The following is a 26812-nucleotide window of genomic DNA, read 5'->3' on the forward strand; positions in this document are numbered from 1 at the left end:
ATTAGCCAGCCAGATCGTCCAGCTGGTGGCGCAAGGGAAGTGCTGTCATGGCACCTTTTGCCGTGGTGGCGAGTGCGCCACAACGTTGGGCAGTCAGCAGGCAGCTGACAAGCTGCGATTCATTAACAGGCAGACCTGACTTCGCCAGCTCCCAGAGTAATCCGGCCACAAAGGCATCACCTGCACCGGTAGTATCGACGCTGTTAACGGGCGTGGTAGCATGGTGGGTGATTCGGCCCTGATAACAGGCCATCACCCCTTCCCTGCCCCGTGTCACCAGTAACAAGCGAATGCTGAATTTTGCGGCCAGCTGCGGCATGCTGACAGCCGCTTCCTGACCCGGGCTGAGAAAATCGAGTTCTTCGTCGGAGAGTTTCACCACGTCTGTATGATTGAGGGCCTCGTTCACCACCGTATGCAGCAGCGCCGGGTCGGGCCAGAGATCTTCCCGCAGATTTAAATCGAAACTGACATGGCCGCCTGCCGCCCGAATCTGTTTCATAGCGGTCAGCGTCGCGGTGCGTGAAGGTTCCGCCGCTAAGGCAATTGAACAGCAATGCAGCCACTCCCCTCGATTAAATTCGGGCAGATCGGACGTTTCAAGAAACAGGTCGGCACTGGGCCGCACCATAAAGGTAAAGGTGCGCTCGCCCTGCTCATCCAGACCGACCACCACGGTTGACGTGCGATGCTGTGAATCAGCGATCATATAGCGGGTATCAACATTCTCCTCATTTAGCGTCTGCCGCATAAACTCACCAAAAGGATCGGCACCCACCCGTCCGATAAAACCGCTGTTTCCCTGCAGTCGGGCAATGCCAACGGCAACATTGGCAGGTGCTCCGCCAGGACATTGCATCAGGCGCCCCGGTATTTCGGGTAGCAAATCGACCACGGCATCCCCGAGGCACCATACGCGAACAGACATAAAAAACTCCTATGATTAAACCTGAAAGCTAAACCGTTTTAGCTATAGCGCTAAATGGCGTAAGGTTCAAGCATTAACATGCTGAAGTGATATGTGATTAACATAAGACGTTTATGGTAGAGAGCCGAACAGGCACATGCCCGATAATTACGGGCAGAGGTCAGGTATAAAAAAAACCGGCACAGCGGCCGGTTTGATTGTCAGTGATGTGTGATGAAGATTATTTAAGCGTAGAGAGTATCTGTCTGATCGACGCATCAATCTGTTCAGCAATCTCTTTTGGCAAACGACTGAATTCATACTGCACGGTGCGCTTCTCATCGTTGGTTTTACGACGCGCATAGGTATTGGCTGTAGTAAACGTTGCCAGCTTTTCCGTCACCATTTTGCTGACCGGTGCAGGTTTTTTTAACTGACGACGGGCGCTTTTGAAACCATTCAGGATTGCGCTCTTCTTCTCATCTGAATTAGCGTTTTGCAGTGAATCATCTGCCTCCAGCTTTTGCTGGATTTCGCTGGCCAGTCCGGCGGCATCCATCGCTTCCGCTTTCGCCTCCTCCCAGACATCAAGCAGTAACTGATAATCCTGAAGGGTCAGCTCAGAAACGACCGGGAAGAGTTCGATAAACTCAGCGGGCACGGATGCGGCCTGAAATGCACGTGAGACCTTAGCGTTTGAGATGCCTTCCGCTTTAGCAATTTCTGATTTGCTCATGCCACTTTCGTTCATAAGCATAAAGCGCAGACCTAATTCACGCAGGTTATGCTCTTTAGCCGTCTGAATATCAGCAGCCAGCTGACGCGCATCGCTGAGGCTCAGTTCATCTGCAGTAACCAGCACTTCCAGACTGGCCCCGGAAAGAATGCAGGCAGCACGACGGCGCGAACCATCCATAATCTCAATCCGGTCGCCGTTTACGCGACCAATGGCCGGGAAAAACTGCTGCAGTGTAATCGTACGGGTGATTTCCTGCAGCGATTCCGGCGTCAGCGTGCTCTGATCACGTCCGTTGATCTTCGGGTCAACACTGGTTCGGGTTTCTATATCATCATGCAGGACCAGCTGGCGCACAAAAGTTGCCTTCGCACCTGACTTCAGCGTAAAGGTGCGCGACTGGCTGCTGCTGTCGATCATGTTCGCAATAGCAGAATCGCCGAACTTGCGGCCAATGCGCTGTATAGGTTTGCTCACAGGGTACTCCTGATATATTCGATGCGATCAAACACAGCCCTTGAGAACTGCTCAGCTTCATATTTGGCTTTACGCAGGGCGTCTGCACTGCCGGGATAGGAAGCGGGATTAGCACTGATTACCGTGTCAAAGGATTCGCCACAACGCTCGAATCCATCAAGACGAGGTAAGCCACAGTCCAGCATCGATTTAGTAAACACCTCACGTGCATAACTTTGCGACGTCAGGTGGTCATGCTTGGATGTCATCTTAGACATAAAGCCGATATTAGCTTTGAGCCGCGGTTCGATACCTTCGGACTCGATACGCTCCAGCATTTCTGGCAGGCGCGTCAGATACTTCATGGTGGAATGGAAATCGACCTGTGCCGGTGGCGTCGGTGTCAACAGCACATCGCTGGCCGCGATGGCATTCAGCATAAAGGAATCAAGATGAGGACCGGTATCAAGGAAGATAAAATCATAGTCACCTGCCAGACGATCGATCACATTACGGCGAAGGACCTCTGAAGGCGCAACACCGGGCAGATGTTCAGCAACCAGCTCTTCCCAGTCGCTGGCAACGAAGCCATCATCGATTGAGGCCGGAATAACGTCAACGCCGGGCATAACGGTAGGCTTAATAAACTGCTCACGAAGCTGATCTGCATCCAGATCGTTGAGCATAGCCTGCGCTGCTGTTTCCAGTACGGAACCGACACTGTTGGTATGGCTCAGGAACATCGTGCTCGATGCCTGTGGATCCAGATCGATAACCAGTATACGCAGGTCATTGTGCAGCATAGAAGGATGGGCGCGCATACCGTGAGCCAGCGTCACGGTGCTGACGGTTTTAGAGACGCCGCCTTTAAGACTGACAACAAACACGACAAAGGGGCCAGCATGCCGATCGCGATATTTAGGCACTTTACGATGCTGATAAATGTCGACGACGTTCTGAATGGTCAGGGCATATTGCGATGTACTGCCGGTTTGCTTTTTACCAAACTGGTATCCTGCTGCTTCCATATCACTAATCGCTGCGACGACAGCGTGCTTACTCAGCAGTGGCATATTTGCTACAGCATTGCGAGAGAAAGTCTGGTAAAACCCTGTCTGGTTAAATTCCTGACGCTGCTGCTCAATGTGGTCACTAAGTCCATGTAACATGGAGTTGGCACGTGTTGCCATCTCCAGCACTCCACCATAATCACGCTTCATAAGCCCCTCTGCGTTAATGTTTTTTGCATACTACACAAAAAGCGAATATCTGCCAATTTTTTAGGAAAATGCCAAAAACCTGGATTTTTTGTCTCAGGTAGTGGAATGATGATCTGAGATTTATGGTTGGCTGTAAAAGAGGTTTGCTTAAGCTCTATGACTTTTGTTCATTCAGTTTGAGTATGTTGAACAGACATCAGAGTTAAGTTTGATAATGGATGGCGGATGTCAGCACTCGATATCTGTTTTTTGGTAAGGCAGAAATGATCGGCCAGCAACGCTGACCCATATTACAGACGCTCCACATGGTGTTTTCATCATGAAAATATCAGATATCTCTATTAAAATCATAAACTTAAATGAATATAAGCTTGGTGAAAATGCGTATTGAAAACGTGTTTTTATCAAGCTTACTATTATTTGTAAATTTGTTTCATCAGACATTACCAGAGCATGGGTTCTGATCAACCATAGTGAATTAAACGTTGATGAAATTGATAAGTAGCCATACTGTCAGTAAACCCTTGTTAGCCCTGCCAGTAGTTCATACCTTTACATTACTCGATTACGATTTGTTTAGAGTCTGCATGAGTGTTTTCCAGCCTGGTTCAGCAGCATTTTTCATTACATCTGATAGAGATTCTTTTGTTATTTCTGACTAATTATTTTTCTCATAAAAAAGCGGTCTTTCAATCAATCGGTTTAGTCGCGTTATGAATTACTACCATGACATATTGATACCTTTGAACGGAGCAGGGGATTGAGAGCGTCACGCGAGATAATAATAAGCAATAAAACCTCGCATAAGCAGCAAAAAGAAATCTGCATAATTTAATCTTTTAAATCATTTGCGCACCAGTAGGCCCATCCACTTTCTTTCCCCCTCCTTATCAAGGATTACTTGCTTTCAGATAATAATGTGATTATGCATAACGAGTTCCTTTATGAGCCGTGTTGATTATGCCGGGTAAAAGAGTACCTTATTTCAAACTAATTTATGGCTACTTTAATGCAGTAAGGAGAGAGCTCATCGGACATAATAAAACGATGTTTAAGCCTCAGAAAAGCTGAATCTGGCGTTATACTGCTGGTGTTTTCACAGTGAAAATTTAAAAAAATATCTTTACTATCAGATACATAAGTAATTTAATTCATGGTGAAAATTGCGCTCCCCTCCCGGATTATTATCTGAATAGCGCCAAATTATTACCTCAGGGCTAAAAACCTTTACACCTACAAGGTTATCAGCGGATGTCTGGTTTCATGTTTTGTCTTGCCAGTAACCGGTTGCGTTAACAGGTAATAACCTGCTTATAGCGATTCTCTATTTCATATCCGCAACTGAAAATCTGTCTGATGTCAGCCTCGATGATTTCTGAATCAGGTATGTTTTATCCCCGTTATTCACAGGCCAGATCCAATTGGTCGATCCTCAATAGATCAAATTGAGATCCTTAACAGATCCCTGCAGGCTCTGAAGCCACGTAGCACAAGGTCTGAAAGGGTGTTGGTAACCACTGTAGCGAGAAGAATAACCACTGGAGAGAGCACAATAACCACTATAGCGAGTAAACCAACCGCGCTGGCGAGTACGCAATAACCACTGTAGCGAGTAGAGCGTGCTTTATGATGTGTATAAGCCTGGTCGCTGTCATTTTTCTTATCCTGGGTAATAAAACAGTACGTTATCTGAGAAGGCTAAGGTGTTAACTGACGGACCTGCTGGTTTTTTTGGGCAAGTTTTCCACTGAATAGATCCCATAACAGATCCACATTAGATCCCTTTAAAGGTCCTGAAAGATCCCCATGCCGCCTTAGCCCTTGGTATCACTGCGATAAAGAAGGATGGCTAACCACTATAGCGAGTAAAACAACCACTGTATCGAGATAAATAACCACTATGGCAAGTAGATTAACCGCTATAGTGAGTGCTAGTATCCACTGTATTGAGTAACAGCGGCTCTCGCCTGTTCACATCACGGATCTTCCTAATGCCAAGAAAAGAACCAGATATCCTGAACATAGCTGATGCGTTTAGCGAAACAGACAAGCGTACAGGCGAAGTTGTTACTCTGACGCCCAACAGTAATAACACCGTGCAGCCGGTCGCGTTAATGCGACTCGGCTTGTTTGTTCCAACGCTGAAATCCACAGCGCGCAGTCAGAAAAACCAGATGAATGCGATGGATGTGACTCAGGATCTGAAACAGTTATCCCTGGTCAGATCGGAAGGGTATGACAACATCAAGATTTTGGGTGCCCGACTGGATATGGATAATGATTTTAAGACCTGGGTTGGGATCATTCGCGCATTCGCCACGCATGAGTGTCTGGGAGACACGGTAACGCTCTCGTTCGTAGAATTTGCAAAACTCTGCGGCATACCTTCTGCGCGCCTCTCATCGAAGCTCAGGAGCCGTCTGGACGCTTCGCTGACGCGGATTGCGTCTAACACCCTGACTTTTACCAGCAAGGGCGGAGAGAACTACACAACGCATCTGGTGCAGTCCGCCAAATACAGCGTTAAAAAGGACACGGTGACCTTACAGGCCGATCCTAAGATCTTTGAGCTTTATCAGTTCGACAGAAAGGTTCTGCTGCAGCTTAAGGCTATTAATGAGCTGGCACGCAAAGAGTCCGCTCAGGCACTTTATACGTTTATTGAAAGCCTTCCGCCCAAACCTGCGCCAATATCTATGGCGCGCCTGCGTGCACGGCTCAACCTTACGTCGCGCGTGATCACCCAGAATGCGACGGTCAGAAAGGCGATGGAGCAGCTAAAAGAGATTGGTTATCTCGACTATACCGAGACCCGCCGCGGCTCTTCTGTGTACTTCTGGGTCCATTATCGTCATCCCAAGCTGCGCCCTGCCGAACTGCCGCTCAGTAAGGCAGGCTTAATCGATGATGAGATGGACGAGTTTGACGATCTGGACAGCGACTCCACTATGATTGATGTCAATCTGCCCGAACCGGTGAGTGAGGATGATAGCAGTGAGCTTGTCATGGTATCGCGTGAGGAAAAAGAGTTACTTAATAAAATCAGGAAACAGAAAAACCGTTAGTTACCTGTTCACCACACCGCTCATGGCTGATGGATCCTGCTAACCACTATAGCGAGTAAGATTACTCGCTATAGTGGTTAATCTTTTCCCGACGGAGCATCTACATCCTGAATCGCCTGCCTGAAAAACATCCTGCTATTTGCTCTGGTTTTCCATTGCGCCTCTCTGATCAGGAGGGTGCATTAAGCTTCGCAAAAGATCGACTTCCTGCAGTAGTTAGCCAGTTCGTCCCGCGGTATCTCTGCAAACGTTGCGTTAACGCTTTAGCGTGTCAGCACTCGCTATAGTGGTTAGTCTGGTCTGGTTAACAGCATACGGATTTACCTCCCGACGCCATATGTCGTGTTTCGCTGGCGATATTCAGCTCTTTGGCCTTACTCGCTACAGTGGTTATGGCCATTCTGAAATGACCATCTCATCTTTGTTTACCTCATTCTGCCCATAAGATTTACACGCTATAGTGGTTTTCTGATGATTTATTGGCTAATACTTTCAGATAATGATCAGATGACAGACCTGGCTGTTACAACATTCTCGCTACAGTGGTTATTTTTTGGGATAGAAGGGAGGAGATCACTCGCTATAGTGGTTAGCGGTATCGTTTTATACTGTTTGTTACTAATATTCAGTAATGTAAAGTGAGTGCTTACTATCATTATATGTCTCTCACCGTATCATGAGGATAAAAAACCAGCGCGACAGGAGAGATCAGGCAGGCACTCGCTACAGTGGTTGCGTTACAGGATGAGCAGAATGGTTTCGCTAACAAAACAAAGTTATTTTACTGAATAACAGCATAGAGCAGGGCAGGGCTATGATTCTGTTCCTGCTACATGCACATCTTCACACGACCTTTTTACTCGCTATAGTGGTTACCCCGCAGGTGAATCGTGCGAGGTGCCCTGCTAAGCACGGATATTTTCAGGCTCCTCTGTCTGAATGACTTACTCGATATAGTGGTTATCCTCTTAGGAGAGAGGTGAGCAGGCACTCGCTACAGTGGTTATCTTTGCGCTTATTCTCTGCGCGAGTTAGTTATCGTTATGATTCGGATGATTATTGCGCAACTTACTGGCTACAGTGGTTAACAGTAACGCTTCTGGCGCACGTTTACTCGCTATAGTGGATATTTGTCACATTCCCTGGCCGGATAGCGCAGTTCGGTCTCCGATTTACTTCCTATAGTGGTTAACCTGTCAGAGTTACTCGCTATAGTGGTTATCCGGAAATGCATGCCGGATACGCGTCATCAGCTCATTCAAAAGTGTCAGTATCGCGTTCAGAATGATTGCAAAAGAAGTGCTGAATGCGTGGATAAATACGGGGACGCAGGGGATGCCTGTCAATGACACCTGTTCCTGAGAGCTGGCAGGGCCATAAATGAAGAAAGCGGCCGCTCGCTGGCGCACCGCTTTAGGATTATTAGGACTGCGTACGTTACATGGCCTCGCGATATTCCGGCCAGGCGACAGCTTGCGCCTCATATCGGCCCGCAGCGGCGAACAGCGTACCCTGGAAATTGATTACACCTGCTGCTTCCAGCCACATCCACTCTTCTGCCTGTACGATCCCTGCCGCGATGACGGTGATCTCCAGCGCTGAGCAGCACTTGATGATCGCCAGCACAACCGCCTGCTTTGGCCCACTGCGATGAACGTCGCGGGTAATACCGGCATCAATACGGATACGGTCGGGCTGAATATGAGTCAGCAATGATAATCCTGCGGAGCCGTCTCCAAAATTGTCGATAGACAGGCTGATCCCGAACGCTTTCAGTGCGCGTACGGCTTCAGAGAACGCGTCCAGTTGTGAAATCACGCCGGTTTCACTCACACCAATAACGACCTGCTCCGGTACCAGCCCCGCCTGCTGAATTGCTGCCACAATGTGCTCGACGGCGTCGGGTATGACAACCAGCGTCATTGGCAGCAGACTCACGTAGAGCGTCATACCATCGGGACAAACCAGACCAGCCTGGGAAAAGGTTTTCTTCACGGTTTCCAGGTCGTCAACATAAAGCCTGTCGCCGGAAATTTCATCGGTAAGCGCCGGACGAAGGGTAACAGCTTCAATGGCGGTCACCTGACGCGCCAGCGGATCGACCACCGGACGGAAGCTCACGCCTTCTGTCTCCGGGCGGGAGTCCGGCACATGAGTGTGCTCTGAAATAAACTCCCAGTAACCTGGCGGAAGAACCTCGTAGTAGTTTTCTTTCTCACGTGACTCTACAAAAGTACGCAGGAATTGCAGTGCCCGATCATCATAGGTCAGGCGATATTTAGACGTACCTTTGTCCAGCACCGCCTGTAGCAGTGATGAGCGATCGTGTTCGCGCAGGTCAAACAGCGACATGCCCGCATTACCAAAACGTCGGGAAGGCGCATAGTCACGCATCAGTTCGACGACATTATGATGCCGCCGATCGGCACAGATTCGCTGATAAACTGCCTGAATGCCCGCTTCAGGACCTTCGAGTAACTGGAAGAAATGGGTGCCGTTGAATAACAGGATACCGGTTACATCGTGCGTGCTGTTGATTTTGCTGGCGTTATCGACCATCTCCGGAAGGGTTCTGACCGGAAAGTCATCTGAAATATGGCTGCGATAGATTATGGTAGTTAGCATGTGCAGCTCCGTTTTACGTAATTGTTGCGGACACGCTAACACTGATCAAAAAATGTTTCATCTATACTTGATTGCTGTCGCACGGACTGCAACAGAGCAGGTGGCACTAAGCGAAACGGCAAATCGGCAGATCTGCATTCAGTTAACGTAACCGTAATGACGCTGCTGGATCTGTGCCGATGAAATCATGTCATTGCATCATAAATAAGGCAGCCATCGGGGCGGCCTTGTGGTTCTCGCGGAAACGTAATCATCGGCTCAGCAGTGACATAAGCGTAATGTTCAACACAGGCATCGATGATTTTTTAGCGCGCAGGTTTAATGGCACTCACCACGCAGTTTCCAGTGAAGCCAGTGATCCAGCGCTTCTTCGTTTAATGGCTTCGAATAGAAATAGCCCTGGGCCTGATCGCAGCCATATTCTGTCAGGGATGTCACGGCGTCAGGACACTCAACGCCCTCTGCCACCACCGTATAGTCCAGCTCTTTGAGCATGGCGATGATGCTACGGGCAATAATGCGTGAAGCCGTATCTGAAGAGAGCTCACTGATCAGAGAGCGATCCAGCTTGATAACATCCAGCGGCATACGACGCAGATAGCTGATATTGCTGTAGCCTGTGCCAAAATCATCGAGTGAAATCGTGAATCCCCGTTCTCTGAGCATCTCCAGTCCGCGAAGAGCGGTGGGGCTTTCAAGGATGCGCTCTGTCTCCAGACATTCGATGCCCAGCAGCGAGGTCGGAAGCTTAGACTTCAGCATTTTGCTTTCCAGCGCGGAAGCAAATCCCTCGCATGCAAAATCGCGCACGCTGACGTTTATGGTTAATGGCAATTGAATACAGTTATTACGCAGTCGTCTGAGACGTTCAACGGCCTGGTCGATAATCCAGGCGGTCAGCACCGAGAGCAGATCGGTCTGCTCGGCCAGCGGAATAAAGGCAGCCGGTGAAAGTTCCCCTCTGCTGGGATGTCGCCAGCGGATGAGCGCTTCCAGGCCCACCGGTTTACCACTCTGCAGGCAAATTTTAGGCTGATAGACCATATAGAGCCCGATGTTATCGCGCAGAGCTGTTTTCAGATCGGTCATCAGCAGGAAATCTTCTGAGCGCTGTGTCTCCGCCTCAATATCAAAACGCTGAGAAGGCAGCCCGCGCCCGACCGCTTCATTCAGCGCGCTCACCGCGCGGCGCAACACTTCCGACGCTGACATGCTGCCGGCAACAAAGCCGGCCTCACCGGTATGAGGCGTCAGTGCAACTGACAGCCCCTCATCCATGTCTGCACTGATACCCTCCAGGCGATCGGCGACCCAGGCTGCACTTAGCCGGCTATCGGCACGAGTCAAGATGGCAAACCGCCCTGTGGCCACAGTGTAGATCATTTCACCTACCGCCGGACGCAGGCGCAGCGGCAGCAGGGTAGCCATATCCTTCAGCAGGCTTTCAACCGGATTCATTCCCATGGTGCGGGCCAGTTCATAAGCACGTGACATGTCGATGCAATCAATCAGCACCAGACGGCGTGGCGTGGTGTCGCCGGCCACAGCCAGATATTGCAAATCACGTATCAGGCGCTGGCGATTAGGCAATCCGGTCACCGGATCGCAAAAACCAGCCGAATGCCAGGCTTCAAGAAAGGACATGACCAGTGTGGAGAGCAGCGTTAATGTCGTCACCTGCTCAACGGCAAATGCATGCGGCTCGGTGTCGGTAACACAGAGCGTGCCCAGAATAATGCCGTCGCGGGTTTTCAGGGGCACACCGGCATAAAAACGAATAAAAGGTGAGCCAGTGATCAGCGGATGCGTGACAAAGCGCGCATCGTGATAGGTATCCGGCACGATCACTGCGCTGTCGCTGTCTACCACATGACGGCAGAGTGAATCCCCACGCGTCGAGCGTTGCAGATCAAAGTTATGTGACGCGCGTACGGTCTGGAATTCGTCATCCAGCACCGAGATAAAGCTTCCCGGGATACCCAGGGCCTGACTGGCTAACCGGACAAATTTTCGCAGAACGTCATCGCGACTTTCGTCAGGGTTGCGCAGTGCCTGCAAAGCACGACTTCGGCGCTCATTGTCGCCGTCTAGATTCTTGAGCATGTGTGTGTAACCTCCGCACCGGCTGATTACGGAGCGAAAAAAGAAAACTGTCCGGAGCGAAATCTGATTCGGGCGGCAGGAAATATAGCGTATTTTTTATTGTCAGCCTGATAATAAGGGAGTATGCGGCGGGTGTCTCTTAATATTTTCTTTAACGCATAAAGGGAATATTAACGATTCGAAAATTTAATCGAAGCGGTGTCTGATTATTTACCTTTTATATTTTCAGCCAGCCACTTCAGCACGTTTAAGCTTCATTTACGGGCAGAAAATCAACAAGCATTCAGGATGGTTAATATTATTTCTAAGTCGGTTTTCATGGAAAACAGCCCAGATGACGGAGGCAGGATCGTTATGCACAGGCTACTCTGCGGGATAACCTCTTCAAACACAACGTAAAAGCCGGGAAGGAACCCAGACCGGCAGAGGTGACCTGTCAGCGTGCTCCCGGCTGATGCAGGCCAATCCACCGTAATGCCGGCGTTAACACAGCGTTTCTGACAGCAATCAGCTTAACGTTTGATGCCATTCAGAGATTGAGCCGGGCGACGTGGGGGTGGGTTCTGTTCCAGCCAGTCACGAACCTGTTCGGTTCGTGCGCCGCTTTCACGAATCGCGCGTGTCAGTCTTTCCTGGGTTGTCCTCAGCTCCTGAGTCCAGTAGGTGATTTGCCACTGTTCACGAATTTCCACATGCGACAGATCGTCGGGTGAGCGACGCTGGATGGGATTTTTCATTCATTATCCTCCTCTGGTTTCAATGATGCAGCCTGAACAGGGACCTCAGGCTAAACATCCATCCTGATGAAGAAAGGGGCATTGAGGTAGCGGATTAATCCCTGAATGCTCCTTAAGTCAAATAACAGGATAATTCCTGGCGGAAGAAATAAAGCATTCTAAGGAAATAGGAAAAGCGCTGTCAGGACGAAATATGCCGTTTCGCTTACAGAAAAATTTCGCTTAATTGTTGATTCTGAAATTTGACATTTAAGCAAAATAGTCAATTATTCTCTGGTCTTTTCGCTCTGAGCGCTTTCGGGTCGCTTCGCTTTAATTGCTGGCGAAGCGCTGTGCTTTAGCGGTTTTTATCATGTTTAAGGAGTCTTTGTTTGGTTAATCGTCCCCCCAAGCCGCCTGTGGTTGTCCAGAGTAATGTGCGTGAACTTCGTCTTGCCGCTGGCCTCTCACAGCAGAGCGCCGCTGAGCGTTTTGACCTGAGCCTGAGAGTCTGGCAAACCAAAGAAGCTGCAGGTAATCCGACGCTACTTAGCCAGGGCGAATATGAACTACTGTTGTTACTGGCGGGTTGTCATCCCCATTTTGTTCTTGCGCCTCAGAGCAAAAAGTAACGGCTCAGTTAATATCCTTAAATTTGTTTCTGTGATAACAGGCCGTACCGTCACGTAAAAAAATTCTATTTAGCCACTTGAAAGCTGACAACCGATCCCTATTTTAACGGTGATCGGAAATATGATACCGGTCAGATGAACTTTTGGATGAACCTGTTCAGGAGATTATCACCATGTCAGTGCAACAGTTTTCTGTTTTCCCTTCGCTGGCTGATTCTGTCTTTTCAGACCGTTTTAGCCGTATCGATAAATTGTTCAGCCAGCTGACTGGCGACAATCCGGTGACGTCAGTTCCCGCTTATGATCTGCAGCGGGTTGAGGATAACCGTTACGCGCTGACCGTCAGCGTACCCGGCTGGAAAGAGCATGAGCTGGAAATAGAACTGCGTGGCGGACGGCTTTCCGTAGCAGGTCACCGGAATGATGCATCAGAGGAATCGTCTGGCGAGACCCGGCAGGAGAACAGCAGCTGGATCCATCGCGGCATTTCCCGGCATGATTTCCAGATGAGCTTTACTATTCCGGAGCACATGAAGGTGACCGGCGCCAGTCTGGCGGACGGTTTACTCAGCATTGATTTGATCCAGGAGATACCGGAGAGCGAGAAACCGCGCCGCATCCCGATTGCAATCGGCGGACCACGAACGCTGGAACATCAGTAATGTGAACAGGGCGGAAGCGGCTCAGGCTGTTTCCGCCTTTTTTTAACTGCCGGCAGGGCAGAAGATCAACGGCGTCAGGCGCTGGCAGACATCGGGCAAACGGATGAGTGCACGCCAGTATTTGTTCCGGTCAGCATAATGGGCGCACCCGCCTCAAGACGGGAGTGAAATGCCGCCTTCATCGATACACTGATACCATCGCCACACCACATCAGATGATGCTCAAAACGGCGATGCGCCACGGCGGGAACACCGCGTGTGGCCGCGGCGACTTCAACCCGAAAGCCCTGTCCGTTGAGCCGTATCGCTTCCATCCAGATCTCGGTTTCATCCGTCACGCTGACCGCTTCAAGAAACAGCGGTATGGTGTTGCGTCGCCGTGCGGCCAGCGACAGGCTCTCCCACTGGCGGATTACGGCAGTATGAAAGCGCTGCTGACGCTGGGCTGCTCCTTTACTGAGGTCAGAACGCAGCCAGAGGTTGAGCGGCCGCAGATAGCGGTTAACATAATCATCGCCACAGTAGTCGGTATTCATCATCTGTAGTTCACGTTCAACATCTGCGTCCGGATTGTTCGCCAGCAGGTGCAACATATCCTCTTCCCGGCAGGCCCAGCCGCCAGGCAGCGTGACGTTGGGACAGTTAAGGGCAGCATGGATATCAAACAGCGTATGGCCTCCTGATGTCATTTCACGAACGCAGAGGGCGCGCGTAAGCTGCTGATCTGAGTAGCCAGCAGGGCCAGGCGGTGTGAGCAGCCCGGCACGGCGCCAGCGACGCAGAGTTTCAGGAAGAACACCGACGAGACCACATACGGTGTCGGTAGAGTGCTGAGGCATAGTTGATATCCGTGAAGCGTAACGCCCCCCGATCGGGGAAGATGGCCGCAGTATGCACGCCAGAAATAAATAAAGAAACAATCATTTCCATAATCTATGCCCGCGACTGGTGCGGAGATGGCGTGGAGTAAACGCACATACGGAGAAGAGCGCTGATGGGCAGGTGCCGGGCGCAGAGACGCCCGGCGATGAAGAACGCTTTACCAGTGGTACTTGTTGGAATCTTCCCACTCTTTCACTTCTTTTTCGGCACGGTCTTTCTCGTAGCCGTAGCGTTCCTGAATTTTACCGACCAGCTGATCGCGCTTCCCTTCTACAACGGTCATATCATCATCCGTAAGATCACCCCATTTTTCCTTGACCTTACCTTTGAACTGCTTCCAGTTACCGCCAATGCGATCTTCGTTCATGGTGAATCTCCCAATTCCGGTTGTTATCCAGGGACCTGATGAATATCTGTCTTGCCAGAAGGCTGTCAGATGAATTAAGCATGGCACAGCTTTTGCTTTTTGCAGCGAAGCGGTGTGAGCCGCTTCAAACTATGAGCAAAAGCGCAGGCAGGGGAATATTTTGCCGGTAAAATTACGGACGTCGTGCAGGCCAGCTCACGGCAGGCAGGGCATTAAGGGCAGGGCGGGCAAACAGAAAGCCCTGGTAATAGCGGACCCCGGCACCTTCCAGCCAGAGCCACTCTTCCATTTTCTCGACGCCTTCCGCAATGACCGTGATTTCCAGCGCATGGCAGCATTTAAGGATGGCCAGCACAATCGCCTGACGCGGGCCGCTGCGGTGAATATCGGTAATGAGCTTGCGATCGATCTTAACTTTGTCGGGCTGGAAATCGGCCAGCAGCGACAGGCCTGCGAAACCGGCACCAAAATCATCAAGGGCCAGGCTGATTCCGGCTGCTTTCAGCTGCCGTACAGCAAACTGAAAGGCATCGAAGCGGGAGATGACCTCATCTTCAGTCACCTCAACCACCACCTGCTCAGGGCGCAATCCCTGTTGCCTGATCTGCTGAATGAGATGGTCAACCGCATCGTCGATCACGACCAGCGACATGGGAAGCAGGTTGACGGAAAGGGTCTGCTCCCGCAAGCCGAGATGTCTGGCCAGCTGAAACGCGTAGGTTTTGGAATGGAGATCCGCCTGGTAACGCTCGCCTTCCGGCAGCTGTAAAAAGTAGTCTGCGGGTGATGCGCCCTGAAGACCGCGTATCAGGGCTTCGCAGGAGACAATCCGGCGATTCGCTACGTCTACGATAGGCTGAAGCGCAAATTCACAGCGCTGATCCGCTGCAGGCTGCAGAGGTGGCTGGGCACTGATGGCAAGGGGCGTAGTCAGTGTCCACTCGCTGGCAGGGGCAATCCCGATAAACGTCTCTTTGTCCCTACCCTCGACAAAAGAACGCAGGAACTTCACTACCCGGTCATGTCTGATTCGCTCATCAGTCAGGGTGACCCGTTTAAGCAGGGCTTCCACGACGGTATGTTTCTGATAGTCACGTAAATCAAATAAGGCCATGCCGGCATGACCAAAGCGACGCGCAGGGGCGTAATCTCGCATCAGTTCAATCAGATTAAAATGCCGATCATCCTGGCTGATACGCTGGAAAACCGTATGGACGTTCTCAACGCTCCCTTCAAGCACCTGAAAAAAGTGCAGCCCGTCATAGAGCAGTATCCCGGTGACTTCAGCTTCAGCGTTTTTGATACTGGCGCGCTCCACCAGCGCTTTGAGCTTCTCTGGCGAGACCAAACCCGCAAGCTGGCTACGGTAAATCAGGGTGGAGAGCATAAGCAGCCTCATATGGCAGGAAGTTACTGATTAACCATATCACAGAAATATTGAGTGTTAAGGGCATAACTGCGGCCAATATATCGTTCTGCTTGCGGCATCAAACCGGGCATAGGGCAGGGCAGCACATCAGGAATTAAGCGTACGCATGTCCGATGGTGTTTCAATAATAAACCGGCGAATAAGCAGAGATAAAAGAATAGCCCCCGCAAAAGCGGGGGCGAAGAGCGGACATAGCATATTATTATCACGCAACGACATCCCTGGTGAGGCGCCGGTCATTCGGTTTGTGCCTGATTATTGCGCGCTTTATGTTCTCCTTACCATGCTGAACTGGCGGAATTATTAAGCGGGTAAAATCAGTTTCTCTGATATGTCAGAAAATTGTCCTGATATTCAATCAACTGGTTTAGGCTTTTGATAACATCAGGGCAACCATTAAATTACCAGATTACAAATTCTCCTTTTTCCAGTCACAGTCTTGACGTCTTCTGCAGGTTTAACCGGTACGCGTAAACATTACCGTTCTGCAGATTTACTCCGTCTCGACATCGGCGGTATCGGAAAAAGTGCCCCCTTTCGAAGGGGGCAAGGGTAGGAGTCAGATCACTCTGAAACAGAAGTGGATTTCGTTGCAGAGCCATTTAAAGATAGGGCAAAACCGCTGTTATTTCCGCTGCGGTTACTATTTTTTTAGTTAGATATCAAATAATTAAAATGCTTACAATGTAAAATAATGAGTATGATCAATCATTTAATCAGGTATGAAAACGATTACTAAGATTAGGATTAAAGTCCTGATCTGCCTGCGGTTACTGCTACAAATGGCCATAATTCAGGCATCGTGCACCAATGTGAGAGCAAACTTGACCGCCTGACGGATTAATTATACTGTTTATGCATACAGCATTATTTCAAACAGAAGCCATTGTGGAGTCAATGTGATGTCACAGGATGATGAGATTTGGTATGCATTCAGAGAGGCGATTAGACAGGATGATGCCGGTCAGTTTACCGTCAGCACCCAGGATTTTGTGGCGGAGCTGCAACAGCGCAACGCACCTCATACACTGCGAGCCGCAAATACCTGGATAGAGATGCATATCACGACCTTCAGTGATATCTCTGTTGAGCCTGGAGAGTGCCGGCTGTTTCAGATGCCTGCGGCGCACGATTAATACGCGCCGCAGAACTGAAAATAACACGATAGTGCAGGCATCTCAGCCACTCTGCTCTGGCAGATGCTGACTGAATAGCTTCAGAGCCTGGACGAATGACGACGCCTATCCGGCCGATCCTGGAAGTTAGGATTTGCAGGATAGCTCTTGTCGCAGGCCATACGTGCCAGGTTGAGCGCAACTTTACGTTTTTTAAGCTTTAACTTTGGCAGCCACTCTTTGAACTGTGCCGTCAGCGACGCTGCCTGCTGTTCAGTTGCGACGCGACAGATAAACAGCTTGCTCTTCGTCTGGCGGCTGACATCAATGGCGTAGATTTCAAAGCCAGCACTGCACTCTTCATATTCAACATCCGTAAACTGCATGTGTGGCCAAAGACCGGTTCTGGTTTCAAATGTGGCTAAATCCATGAGAACTACCTTTTTTATTGTAAGCGTTATTGCTGCGCGACAGGCTTAAGCCTGGTCGGGCCAGTGAGCATAGACCAGAATCAGCATTCCGCCAGTGAATTCCCTGATTTAATCTGGCCCTGACACAAATGGTTAAAAACTCAGAGTAGTACCCCCAGCGTATATCCCGCCATGTTTACACGTATCAGTTAATCTGATGTCACGCCCACACTTCGAATTTTCGTCCCCGGTAACGCCTGCTATTCGCAACACTGATGTTGCAGGATCTGTAGCCCTCTGCCATGGTGTTAACGTGCCTCTCAACAACCATTATCGTCAGCGATCCTGTTGAATTAGCAGGCTAATCATCAGATTCCAACGGACAGCATCTGAAGCCTGATCCTGATCATCGGATTGTGTAAGCAGGCTGGCAAAACTTTACGTTGGGATACGTTGTTAAAGGGGAAAGATGAAATGGATTATTAACTGAGAACGTCGGGAGATAGTTCACTCTGTTACAGATGCAAGGAAAAATAAAAAAATATATCCTCCACGATTGATTAAAGCCCCGCAGACCAAAGCCGATAAAAATAATCCAGTTCAAACCAGGATCACACTTATTTTCTCTCCAGGGGACGTTTATGACTATTACGCAGCGTCTGGTATTGATTTTCTCACTGCTTGCAATGTCACTGATTGCGTTGGTGATTATTTCCTTATCAGTGATTTCGGGCTTTCAATCCCGTTTTGAATATGTACAGATGAACGCGATACCCAGCATTCGTGACCTTAACAAATCGATTAGTGTCACCAATCAGTTAGGGATCGCTCTCTATCGATACCAGAGCATTACCGATGCGACCAAATTTCCTGCGGCAGAGGAACGTATTGAAAATCTGCTTCAGCAGGTTAAGTCATTGAATGATTATTATATGGCTAACGACATCTCAAACGATGAAGATAAAGCCATGACCGAGCAGGCTTATAAAAATCTGGATGATGTACGCAGCGCATTGCCAGCTTTTCTTGCCGCGTCACGCGCTCAGAATGATGCTGTTACGCTTCCGTTACTGCAAAGTGATAATGGAGTAGGTGCTGCAGCCCGTAAAATGGAAGCAGATTTTACCCGCCAGATTCAGCTGAATATTGATATTGGCGAACAGCTCAGGGTTGAGAACAAGCGCATTTATACACAGACGCTGTGGATGATGTCTGGCGGTTCGCTGCTGCTTGTTCTGCTGCTGGCCGGTTTCTCCGCTAAGGTGATCCTCGGCATTAAAAGGAGCCTGTCAGGCATCGTCAACACCATGACGCAGGTGAGCCATACGCTTGACCTGACCCATACCGCTGAAGTCAGCCGTAAAGATGAGATCGGCAAAACGGCGATGGCGTTTAACCAGTTGCTGTCACGCGTTTCCGGCACGCTGCTTTCGGTCAGTCACGCCGCACAGTCGGTCAGTGCCGGATCCACGCAAATTGCTGCAGGTAACGAAGATCTTTCCGCGCGTACTGAAGAGCAGGCGGCATCTCTTGAGCAGACAGCAGCCAGCATGGCGACCCTGAGCGAAACGGTTCGTCAGAACTCAGAAGGCGCGCATCAGGCCAGCAGCCTGGCGAATAACGCCAATCACATGTCGATCCAGAATGGCACGTCAGTGAAGCAGATGCTCAACACCATGGATGAAATCCGCGCCAGCTCCGCCAAAATTTCTGAAATCACCGGGCTGATTGAAGGCATCGCCTTCCAGACCAATATCCTGGCACTGAATGCGGCAGTCGAAGCAGCACGTGCAGGTGAACATGGTCGCGGCTTTGCTGTGGTCGCGTCTGAAGTGCGTAATCTGGCGCAGCGCTCCTCGTCTGCCGCACGTGAAATCAAAGACCTTATCTCAACGTCGGTTTCACAGGTTGAACACGGTTTAGAGCAGGCCAGCGGCGTGGGATCAAACAGTGAAAATGTCCGTCAGGCGATTCAGCAGGTAGCCGATCTGGTCAACGAAATTGCCGCGGCGACGTCTGAGCAGAGCAAGGGCATTGAGCAGGTTCATCAGGCGATTGGCCAGATGGATGAGGTGACGCAACAGAACGCCTCGCTGGTAGAAGAGGCTTCATCCGCCTCTAAATCCCTGCAGGAGCAGGCAGAGACGCTGTCAGGGCTGGTGGCGACCTTTACGCTGGAGAGTAACCAGCGTGTGGCGTCGTCGCAACAGCCCGCTGGTGTACGTCGTCCGGGATTGCCGGCGAAGCAGCCTGAGCGCCACACTATCGACCTGACTCAGGCGAACTGGGAAAGTTTCTGATAGCTGAGCAGTAAAATGATAGCCTCCATACTGTGGGGGCTTTTTTATATCCTTAATTAGCTAAATGAAACAGTGCTAAGCAAAATAAACTTTTAATGAAATCGATTTCATTATTAAAATAACCTGCTGAGATTAACTCTTTCGAGTGAGGTGAGACTATATCGATATTCATGGGGGAAGGTCTCGCCAGGGTTAATAGGATAATGAAAGTTAATTCGATACAGTGCGGATGACTGTTATCGGCGACAATAACATTAACTTGAGTTTCTTTATTTTCATAACGTTGATGCTGAAGTCAGGCTTACGACTAAAAAGGCAGGTATGTGTATTGTTATTTTATGTTATTGATATTTATAGCTATTTATAGATTTGGCTTAGGTGAATGTTGCAGTAAATATCGTCATTTTATTCACTGTAAAGTAACGTATCACAATCTATACTCCTTTCTGTTGCGATATACATTTCTGATATTTTATACGAAACTCCTTCCTTTATAGCAATATTGTGCTGAATGAGGCGCCTCTGGCTATGCAAAAGAAAGGGTAAAAATAATATTACACGAGCAATTTTGTGCACTACTCACCAGCACGCCTCACACATCAGAGCGGAAAAGAATGAAAAAAATACTCGACCGGATTAATTTGCCAGCAAAATTCCTGTTACTGGGCACCTTTGCACTGGTGTTGTTTATTTTACCTACCTTTCTGTTTATTCAGACAGGTAATCAGCTTATCGATACCAAGAATGTAGAGCTATCTGGCATACCGGTTGAGAAAAAAGTCCTGAAACTCCTTAACCTGTTACAGCGTCATCGTGCAGAGAGCGCTATCGCCATCTCCCTTAACAAGCCTGATAACGCACCACGTCTGGCGCTGGTCTCGCAAATCAATACGTTATCCGGAACGATTGCTGACGATCTGCGCAAGGATGACGAGCAGGCACAACCGCTGAAATCGCTGCAGCGGGTTAATCAGGAGTGGGGTCAGCTGCAGGATGATATCAACGCTGGCAAACTCACGCTGGCAACCAGCCTGACGCGTCACGCCCATCTGATTCAGGTCTTACTGGACACCAATCAGGATGTGCTGGATTTTTATCAGCTTTCGCTGGATGCAGATTTAAATACCTACCAGCTGATCGTCAGCATCTATAGTCGCCTGCCGCTGCTGACTGAAACTCTGGGTCAGATCCGAGCCAATGGTACGTCGCTGATTGCCAGTGGAAATATTTCTGAGGCCGATCGCAGTCGTCTGGCATTCCAGCTTGATAATGGCAGAACCGCGCTGGCACAGTTCAGCAAAAATATGGACAAGGTATTCTTCATTGAGCCGGATCTGAAAACCACGTTCTCTGGTCTGGCAGAGGATGCGAATCAGCAGGCACAAGGCGCACTGCAACTGGCTGATAGTATATTTGTGAGCGGGCACGCCAGTGTGGCGCCGGTTGAATATGTACGGGTGTTTACTCAGGCGATTAACCGCTATGCGGAGCTGGGCGAGCAAACCAGTATCCGCCTGCAACAGCTGATGGAAGTACAGATTGATAAAAGGCGTCAGGCGCAGTATCTGCTGCTGGCAGGTCTGCTGGCCGTCGCTCTGCTGGCCATTTTGGTGGCGGTGATGATCACCCGCTCGGTGACCCGTCCGGTCAAAGAAGCGGTCGAAGTGGCCAGTCGCGTCGCGGCAGGCGATCTGACAGCACAGCTGACGATTTCCGGTAGTAATGAAATGGCTGAACTGCTGAATGCGTTAATGCGGATGCAGCAGCGTCTTGCCCAGCTGGTTTCGGATATCAAAGGTAACGCCGCCACCATTGCTAACTCTTCGGAAGAGATTGCCCGTGGCAATGGCGACCTTTCGTCTCGCACCGAACAGCAGGCGGCTTCATTGGCTGAAACAGCGGCCAGCATGGAACAGCTGGCATCAATTATTCAGCAGAATGCGGATAACACCCGCTTTGCCTCTGATCGCGCAGAATCAGCGACGCAGGCGGCACTGTTAAGCGGCGCGGCGATGGATTCCGTGATGCAGACCATGCACAAAATCCGCGGCAGTTCGGGTCAGATTGAAGAGATCACCTCTGTGATCGACAGCATTGCCTTCCAGACCAATATTCTGGCACTGAACGCCGCGGTTGAAGCGGCGCGCGCCGGCGAGCAGGGCAAAGGTTTTGCGGTTGTCGCATCCGAAGTGCGTGCGCTGGCACAACGCTCCGCCAGTGCAGCAAAAGAGATCAAGAGCCTGATTGAGCAGTCGGTCGGTCATGCGCAGGAAGGGATTGCGATGGCGCAGAACGCAGGCGACAAAGTGAAGCAGAGCGTCAGTGCTATTGAACAGACCTCTCAGCTGATGCGTGATATCTCTTCTTCATCTGAGGAGCAGAGCAGTGGTATTTCGCAGGTCAATATTGCAGTGAACCAGATGGATCAGGTGACGCAGCAGAACGCCGTGCTGGTAGAAGAATCGGCCTCTTCTGCTGATGAGCTTGCCGCACGCGCAGGCCAGTTGCGTACTATGGTTGCGGTGTTCCAGACGGCATAATAGTGTTAAAGCAGCCGCCACCTGTGGGCGGCTGTTTTTTCTCAACGCCTGCTACGCCTGATGATCCCGCAGACAGGCCAGATAGGTCTCTCCCGATCGAATCACTTTCTCTTTCGCCTGCTCACGAATATCCTGACCTTCAAACGCGCCATAAAGCTCCCCGAATGTCACGTCATCAAGCCGATGCAGGATGTCGCCTACTGTGGCGGCTGACAGTGGCAGCATATTCGGGTAGCTCCACATAAATGACACGCCATGCGCACCCGGCGTGACCTGCATGATATCCCCCGCCAGCATTACGCCCCCGCCCTCATCCCAGTGCAGCACGCTGCCACCAGGAAAGTGGCCGCCCAGCCGTAACAGTGTCACCGATGGCATCAGCGCCAGGGATTCACCCTCCCAGAACCGGATATGCGGGCTATCCCGGACAATCCATTGCCGATCGCGGGCGTGCAGATGCAGGGGCGCGTTAAACGCCTCTGCCCACTCCTGCATGGTGGTGTAATAGTGCGGATGTGAAATCGCGATAGCATCAATGCCGCCCAGCGCCGTGATCAGCGTAAAAGTGGCGTCATCGAGGTTAGCAATACAGTCCCAGAGCACGTTGCCGTGTGGCGTACGCAGCAGAAAGGCACGCTGATTAATGGCAAATTCAGGCACGGTTTTAAGGCTTAACAGCGCATCGCTGTGGGCCGTCCACTTATTCGCGTGGCTGGCGCGCAGCGCGTCAAACGCGATCCAGCCCTGACCCGTGGCAGGAACGTACTGACGTTCATCCTCGCAGATTTTGCAATGCTGATGAGAAGACTGGGGCGGATAAGCGGTGCCGCAGGCGGTACATAACATCGTCATGGTGATCTCCTTTGTCTCACTCAAGCTTATGCACACTTGCAAAAACCGCACTTTCCTGACGCAGTTTCGTCACACGATCACCGCTGGCGGCGTAAAGTAATCCGCGTCAGTTCCGATGGACGGCCCAGCCTGACCGCCATGCCGGGCCAGAGTGCCGTGCCGTTGTTCACATAGAGCTGCATTCCGCCAACCTGATAAAGCCCGGACACAAATCCGGCATTGGGTTTAGCAAACAGCCGGTCCAGTCCGATAATCAGACCGCCATGCGTATGTCCTGAAAGCTGCACATCCACGCCCTGCGCCGCGTTCTGGCGGGCATTGCGCGGCTGATGATCCAGCAGGATCACCGGTGCGCTTTCAGGTGCCTGTGCCAGCGCGCGGGCCAGATCGGGGCCGGTCGCATTTCTGCCGGGTGCGGAGGCGTCTGGCAGGCCGGCAATTACCAGCTTTGCGGTTCCGCGCTGAATAACGGTGTGGCTGTTGAGCAGCGGCTGCAGCCCTAGTGAGGCAAGATATGCTGTCCAGATTGCCTGATGGAAGAAATATTCGTGGTTCCCGGTAATCGCCCATACGCCGTCAGGGGCGGTCAGCGCGCGCAGTGGTGCGACGTCATGACGCCTGTGTTCCAGGCTGCCATCGATCACATCGCCCGTTATCACAATCAGATCGGCGTTAAGAGACATCGCTCGCTGAACCATCGCGGCGGTCCAGGCCGCATTAAACAACCGGGTGATATGCAGGTCGGTCAGCTGCAGCAGCTGATAGCCCTCGAACTCAGCCGGAAGATTGGGCAGGACCAGCGTCACTTCTTTGACCGGCGGCACCCGAATCGCCTGCTGCACTCCAACAGCAGCCAGCACCATCGCCAGCACCGCAGCCAGATAGCGAACACCAGGCACCAGCTCCAGCGGATGCCGCAACAGCAGCGCGATCAGCATGACTGCATCCATCAGCATCTGCAGCAGCGCCAGCAGCAGCACGGTGCTGTACGCCCAGTTAAACAGGATGATGATAATGCGGGGCATTTCTGCCGAGAAAATGCCGCCTGACGTAAAGCGGCTTACCAGCAGATATTGTGAGGCCAGCAGCACCAGTGCTGAGAGCAGGACCTTGATGGCCAGTGGCAGGGATAAGGGAATGATCACGCGCGCAATAACATACCAGCTGGGTAAGCTGAAAATCAGGTGAAACATGGCAGTCTTCCGGTAGGGCGCTAAACGTCAGCGCAGGCAAATATGAGACAATCGTTTATAGAACTGTTTTTCGCACATCAGTGTATACGATGCTGCCGTTCGGGTTACTTCGCGCGGGGTGCTTTACCGGTGATAAAAGAAGCTGAGGGCCGAAAATGTAAAAACAGCGTGACCGGAACACTGGCCACGCTGACAACATTCACTGTCTGGCAGGTCAGACTAGCGAAGCATACCTGAGGTGGTGTGCGTCTCGTCGGTTACCCGCGTCATAGCGATCGGAATACTTTTATAGGCGGGAATGCCGCTTTTCGTATCGTGGCTGTCGAGCGGAACCATCACATTGGCTTCCGGGTAGTAAGCGCCGACTGAACCTGGTGCCATATCAATAATCACGATGGTCAGGTTTTTCATCTGACGCGAGGTGGGATTACCCTCCGGATCCAGTGCCATAAGATCGACACGGTCACCCACCCGCAGTCCTCGTTTCTCTGCCTCTTCGGCATTGATAAACAGCACATCGCGGCGGCCTGTCACGCCCCGATAGCGGTCATTTAGTCCGTACAGCGTGGTGTTGTACTGGTCGTGACTGCGCAGGGTGGTGAGGACCAGATCATGGCATTTCAGCGAGCGGGGATCTTCGTTAATGCCCTGCATCACTTTAAACTGCGCACGACCGGAAGGCGTGAGCCAGACCCGTTCTGATGCGGCGTTATGGAGCCTGAAACCTCCCGGATGCTTAATCCGCTCGTTAAAGTTTTCGAACGCCGGGAACACCGCTTCAATGGCATCACGGATGCGGCTGTAATCGGCGACCATGGCTGACCAGTCAACCACGCTGTCTGGCAGGGTTGCCTTAGCCAGTGAGGCGACCAGCGCGGGTTCAGATTTAAGATGAGGTGAAGCCGGGTTCAGCGAACCGCGCGAGGCATGTACCATCGACATGGAATCTTCAACGGTTACGCTCTGCGCGCCGGTAGCCTGAACATCGGTCTCAGTCCGGCCCAGCACCGGCAGCAGATAGTTGTGCCTGCCGAGTAACAGGTGTGAGCGGTTGAGTTTGGTGGCCATATGCACGACCAGATCTAAATTACGCATGGCCGGGAACGTCACCTGGGGATCGGAGATTGCTTCTGCCAGGTTACCCCCCAGACAGAGCAGCGCTTTAGCTTTGCCATCGCGCATGGCCTTAATCGCCTCCACCGCGCCGTGACCATGCTTTTGCGGCGGCCTGAAACCAAACACCTTCTCAATACCATCCAGTAGCGACTGCGGCGGAATCTCAGTGATGCCTACAGTGCGGTCGCCCTGCACATTGGAGTGTCCACGTAACGGACAGATACCTGCGCCCGGCTTACCGATATTGCCGCGCATCAGCAGCAGGTTGGCGATTTGCTGCACGTTCTGGGTGCCATACTGGTGCTGGGTAATCCCCATGCCATAACAGATGATGGTCCGTTCGGCGCTGGCATACAGCCGGGCGATATGCTGGATCTCCTCGCGCGCCATGCCAGAGACTTTCAGGATATGCTCCCAGTCGGTGCTCTCCAGGTCGGCCTTGAGGGCATCAAAACCTTCTGTGTGCTCCCTGATAAATGCGTCATCAATGACGCCGGGTTTGCCCTGGCTCAATGCCTCCTCGTGCATAGTGAGCAGGATCTTCATCACGCCTTTGAGCATTGCCGCGTCGCCGCCAACCCGCACTTTGTAATAGGTCGACGCCAGCTCAGTAGAGCTCATTGACAGCATTTCAATCGGACTTTGCGGCGAGGTAAAGCGTTCCAGCCCGCGCTCACGCAGTGGGTTTATCGCCACGATAGTGGCCCCGCGTTTAGAGACTTCACGCAGCGTGCCGAGCATGCGCGGATGGTTGGTGCCAGGGTTATGACCGATACAGAGCACCAGATCGCAGTGGTCAAAATCCTCCAGCTCTACCGTACCTTTACCAACGCCAATCGACTCTGGTAGCCCGACGCTGGTCGGTTCGTGGCACATGTTTGAACAGTCCGGGAAGTTGTTGGTGCCATATTCGCGGGCGAACAGCTGCCACAGGAACGCCGCTTCATTGGAGGCGCGGCCCGACGTATAGAACTCCACGCTATCGGGATCGTCATAGCTGCGCAGATGCTCACCAATCTCCTGGAACGCCGTTTCCCACTCAATGGGCTGATAGGTGTCGGTAGTGCCGTCGTACTTCATGGGATGGGTCAGCCGTCCTTCTCCCTCCAGATGCAGTGCGCTGCGCTCCCACAATTCAGTCACGGTATGCGCAGCAAAAAACTCTGGCGTGGTGCGCTTGCTGGTGGCTTCCCACGAGACGGCTTTCGCCCCGTTTTCGCAGAATTCAAAAGATGAGGCGTGTTGCGGGTCTGGCCAGGCACAGCCCGGACAGTCAAAGCCCTGCGGCTGGTTGACTTTAAACAGGGCAATCACATCCTGCTTTACTGACATCTGGCCGCGGATAGCATCGGCAACCGCCTTTAGTGCGCCCCAACCACCGGCAGCACCCCCATAAGGGGCGATGCCATTTGTGCGATTTTGCTCTTTCATAATGCTCCACATTGTCTCTATTGTTATCGGCTAAGCCTGGTACATAAAAAGGAAC

Annotated in this window: 19 protein-coding genes; 6 read left to right on the plus strand and 13 right to left on the minus strand. The window is 51.2% G+C overall.

Annotated features, from left to right (window positions below; all coding sequences use genetic code 11):
* Window position 1 precedes the first annotated feature (1 nt).
* The 3 genes from ACTJKZ_RS18660 to ACTJKZ_RS18670 form a co-directional block, all read right to left on the minus strand.
* On the minus strand, window positions 2-928 hold the full coding sequence (locus ACTJKZ_RS18660) for an aminoimidazole riboside kinase (RefSeq protein WP_253418524.1): 927 nt from the start codon (window positions 926-928) through the stop codon (window positions 2-4).
* Window positions 929-1148: 220 nt separating this feature from the next.
* Window positions 1149-2120: a ParB/RepB/Spo0J family partition protein gene (locus tag ACTJKZ_RS18665; RefSeq protein ID WP_253418521.1), complete on the minus strand. Its 972-nt coding sequence runs from the start codon at window positions 2118-2120 to the stop codon at window positions 1149-1151.
* Window positions 2117-3319 carry an AAA family ATPase gene (locus tag ACTJKZ_RS18670; RefSeq protein WP_161736566.1) on the minus strand — a complete coding sequence of 401 codons (1203 nt, stop codon included), beginning with the start codon at window positions 3317-3319 and terminating at the stop codon, window positions 2117-2119. The genes ACTJKZ_RS18665 and ACTJKZ_RS18670 overlap by 4 nt, the downstream gene beginning before the upstream one ends.
* Before the next feature lie 1991 nt (window positions 3320-5310).
* Here ACTJKZ_RS18670 and ACTJKZ_RS18675 point away from each other — a divergent pair.
* Window positions 5311-6384, plus strand: a complete 1074-nt coding sequence (locus ACTJKZ_RS18675; RefSeq protein WP_222925685.1) for a RepB family plasmid replication initiator protein — start codon at window positions 5311-5313, stop codon at window positions 6382-6384.
* Between the two features lie 1437 nt (window positions 6385-7821).
* Here the strand turns inward: ACTJKZ_RS18675 and ACTJKZ_RS18680 are convergent.
* The 3 genes from ACTJKZ_RS18680 to ACTJKZ_RS18690 all read right to left on the minus strand — a co-directional run bounded on the left by ACTJKZ_RS18680 (window position 7822) and on the right by ACTJKZ_RS18690 (window position 11849).
* Window positions 7822-9009, minus strand: coding sequence for a diguanylate phosphodiesterase (locus tag ACTJKZ_RS18680; protein ID WP_161736650.1), 1188 nt, complete (start codon window positions 9007-9009; stop codon window positions 7822-7824).
* Window positions 9010-9327: 318 nt separating this feature from the next.
* Window positions 9328-11112: a putative bifunctional diguanylate cyclase/phosphodiesterase gene (locus ACTJKZ_RS18685; protein WP_161736649.1), complete on the minus strand. Its 1785-nt coding sequence runs from the start codon at window positions 11110-11112 to the stop codon at window positions 9328-9330.
* Window positions 11113-11624: 512 nt separating this feature from the next.
* Entirely contained in the window at window positions 11625-11849 is a 225-nt protein-coding gene (locus ACTJKZ_RS18690) for a DUF3606 domain-containing protein (protein WP_013356498.1), read from the minus strand.
* Between the two features lie 371 nt (window positions 11850-12220).
* Here ACTJKZ_RS18690 and ACTJKZ_RS18695 point away from each other — a divergent pair, with 371 nt between their 5' ends.
* Window positions 12221-12460, plus strand: coding sequence for a transcriptional regulator (locus ACTJKZ_RS18695; RefSeq protein ID WP_161736648.1), 240 nt, complete (start codon window positions 12221-12223; stop codon window positions 12458-12460).
* 173 nt (window positions 12461-12633) lie between these two features.
* A complete protein-coding gene (locus tag ACTJKZ_RS18700; RefSeq protein WP_222925687.1) occupies window positions 12634-13122 on the plus strand; it encodes an Hsp20 family protein in 489 nt (162 codons plus the stop codon).
* 74 nt (window positions 13123-13196) lie between these two features.
* Here ACTJKZ_RS18700 and ACTJKZ_RS18705 read toward each other — a convergent pair whose 3' ends face one another.
* From ACTJKZ_RS18705 to ACTJKZ_RS18715, 3 genes are all read right to left on the minus strand, one after another.
* Window positions 13197-13961 (minus strand): MerR family transcriptional regulator, encoded by a 765-nt coding sequence (locus tag ACTJKZ_RS18705; protein WP_440829925.1) that lies wholly within the window; start codon window positions 13959-13961, stop codon window positions 13197-13199.
* A 200-nt stretch (window positions 13962-14161) separates the two neighbouring features.
* Window positions 14162-14371 carry a CsbD family protein gene (locus tag ACTJKZ_RS18710; RefSeq protein WP_010256969.1) on the minus strand — a complete coding sequence of 70 codons (210 nt, stop codon included), beginning with the start codon at window positions 14369-14371 and terminating at the stop codon, window positions 14162-14164.
* A gap of 172 nt (window positions 14372-14543) precedes the next feature.
* A complete protein-coding gene (locus ACTJKZ_RS18715) occupies window positions 14544-15758 on the minus strand; it encodes a diguanylate phosphodiesterase (RefSeq protein WP_285088893.1) in 1215 nt (404 codons plus the stop codon).
* A gap of 944 nt (window positions 15759-16702) precedes the next feature.
* Here ACTJKZ_RS18715 and ACTJKZ_RS18720 point away from each other — a divergent pair.
* Entirely contained in the window at window positions 16703-16936 is a 234-nt protein-coding gene (locus ACTJKZ_RS18720; protein ID WP_161736644.1) for a DNA polymerase V subunit, read from the plus strand.
* 80 nt (window positions 16937-17016) lie between these two features.
* Here ACTJKZ_RS18720 and ACTJKZ_RS18725 read toward each other — a convergent pair whose 3' ends face one another.
* A complete protein-coding gene (locus tag ACTJKZ_RS18725) occupies window positions 17017-17346 on the minus strand; it encodes a hypothetical protein (RefSeq protein ID WP_260059729.1) in 330 nt (109 codons plus the stop codon).
* 620 nt (window positions 17347-17966) lie between these two features.
* On the opposite strand from ACTJKZ_RS18725, the gene ACTJKZ_RS18730 reads away from it, so the two are divergent.
* Window positions 17967-19625 carry a methyl-accepting chemotaxis protein gene (locus tag ACTJKZ_RS18730; protein ID WP_161736642.1) on the plus strand — a complete coding sequence of 553 codons (1659 nt, stop codon included), beginning with the start codon at window positions 17967-17969 and terminating at the stop codon, window positions 19623-19625.
* A gap of 614 nt (window positions 19626-20239) precedes the next feature.
* The gene (locus ACTJKZ_RS18735; RefSeq protein ID WP_253418509.1) at window positions 20240-22165 is read left to right on the plus strand and encodes a methyl-accepting chemotaxis protein; all 1926 of its coding nucleotides are present in this window, start codon (window positions 20240-20242) and stop codon (window positions 22163-22165) included.
* A 51-nt stretch (window positions 22166-22216) separates the two neighbouring features.
* Here the strand turns inward: ACTJKZ_RS18735 and ACTJKZ_RS18740 are convergent, their stop codons facing one another.
* The 3 genes from ACTJKZ_RS18740 to ACTJKZ_RS18750 all read right to left on the minus strand — a co-directional run bounded on the left by ACTJKZ_RS18740 (window position 22217) and on the right by ACTJKZ_RS18750 (window position 26757).
* Complete coding sequence (locus ACTJKZ_RS18740) at window positions 22217-23017, minus strand: MBL fold metallo-hydrolase (RefSeq protein WP_161736677.1); 801 nt, start codon at window positions 23015-23017, stop codon at window positions 22217-22219.
* Between the two features lie 77 nt (window positions 23018-23094).
* Window positions 23095-24210 carry a metallophosphoesterase gene (locus ACTJKZ_RS18745; protein ID WP_285088897.1) on the minus strand — a complete coding sequence of 372 codons (1116 nt, stop codon included), beginning with the start codon at window positions 24208-24210 and terminating at the stop codon, window positions 23095-23097.
* A gap of 219 nt (window positions 24211-24429) precedes the next feature.
* The gene (locus ACTJKZ_RS18750) at window positions 24430-26757 is read right to left on the minus strand and encodes an FdhF/YdeP family oxidoreductase (protein WP_285088899.1); all 2328 of its coding nucleotides are present in this window, start codon (window positions 26755-26757) and stop codon (window positions 24430-24432) included.
* Window positions 26758-26812 lie beyond the last annotated feature (55 nt).

It is taken from the genome of Pantoea sp. 22096, assembly GCF_052045955.1.
Classification (GTDB): Bacteria; Pseudomonadota; Gammaproteobacteria; order Enterobacterales; family Enterobacteriaceae; genus Pantoea; species Pantoea alfalfae.

Bases quoted from the DNA above. Each gene is read 5' to 3' on its own strand.
- ACTJKZ_RS18660 (WP_253418524.1), bottom strand. From the start codon at position 928: ATGTCTGTTCGCGTATGGTGCCTCGGGGATGCCGTGGTCGATTTGCTA.
- ACTJKZ_RS18670 (WP_161736566.1), bottom strand. From the start codon at position 3,319: ATGAAGCGTGATTATGGTGGAGTGCTGGAGATGGCAACACGTGCCAAC.
- ACTJKZ_RS18675 (WP_222925685.1), top strand. From the start codon at position 5,311: ATGCCAAGAAAAGAACCAGATATCCTGAACATAGCTGATGCGTTTAGC.
- ACTJKZ_RS18680 (WP_161736650.1), bottom strand. From the start codon at position 9,009: ATGCTAACTACCATAATCTATCGCAGCCATATTTCAGATGACTTTCCG.
- ACTJKZ_RS18685 (WP_161736649.1), bottom strand. From the start codon at position 11,112: ATGCTCAAGAATCTAGACGGCGACAATGAGCGCCGAAGTCGTGCTTTG.
- ACTJKZ_RS18690 (WP_013356498.1), bottom strand. From the start codon at position 11,849: ATGAAAAATCCCATCCAGCGTCGCTCACCCGACGATCTGTCGCATGTG.
- ACTJKZ_RS18700 (WP_222925687.1), top strand. From the start codon at position 12,634: ATGTCAGTGCAACAGTTTTCTGTTTTCCCTTCGCTGGCTGATTCTGTC.
- ACTJKZ_RS18705 (WP_440829925.1), bottom strand. From the start codon at position 13,961: ATGCCTCAGCACTCTACCGACACCGTATGTGGTCTCGTCGGTGTTCTT.
- ACTJKZ_RS18710 (WP_010256969.1), bottom strand. From the start codon at position 14,371: ATGAACGAAGATCGCATTGGCGGTAACTGGAAGCAGTTCAAAGGTAAG.
- ACTJKZ_RS18715 (WP_285088893.1), bottom strand. From the start codon at position 15,758: ATGCTCTCCACCCTGATTTACCGTAGCCAGCTTGCGGGTTTGGTCTCG.
- ACTJKZ_RS18720 (WP_161736644.1), top strand. From the start codon at position 16,703: ATGTCACAGGATGATGAGATTTGGTATGCATTCAGAGAGGCGATTAGA.
- ACTJKZ_RS18725 (WP_260059729.1), bottom strand. From the start codon at position 17,346: ATGGATTTAGCCACATTTGAAACCAGAACCGGTCTTTGGCCACACATG.
- ACTJKZ_RS18730 (WP_161736642.1), top strand. From the start codon at position 17,967: ATGACTATTACGCAGCGTCTGGTATTGATTTTCTCACTGCTTGCAATG.
- ACTJKZ_RS18735 (WP_253418509.1), top strand. From the start codon at position 20,240: ATGAAAAAAATACTCGACCGGATTAATTTGCCAGCAAAATTCCTGTTA.
- ACTJKZ_RS18740 (WP_161736677.1), bottom strand. From the start codon at position 23,017: ATGACGATGTTATGTACCGCCTGCGGCACCGCTTATCCGCCCCAGTCT.
- ACTJKZ_RS18745 (WP_285088897.1), bottom strand. From the start codon at position 24,210: ATGTTTCACCTGATTTTCAGCTTACCCAGCTGGTATGTTATTGCGCGC.
- ACTJKZ_RS18750 (WP_285088899.1), bottom strand. From the start codon at position 26,757: ATGAAAGAGCAAAATCGCACAAATGGCATCGCCCCTTATGGGGGTGCT.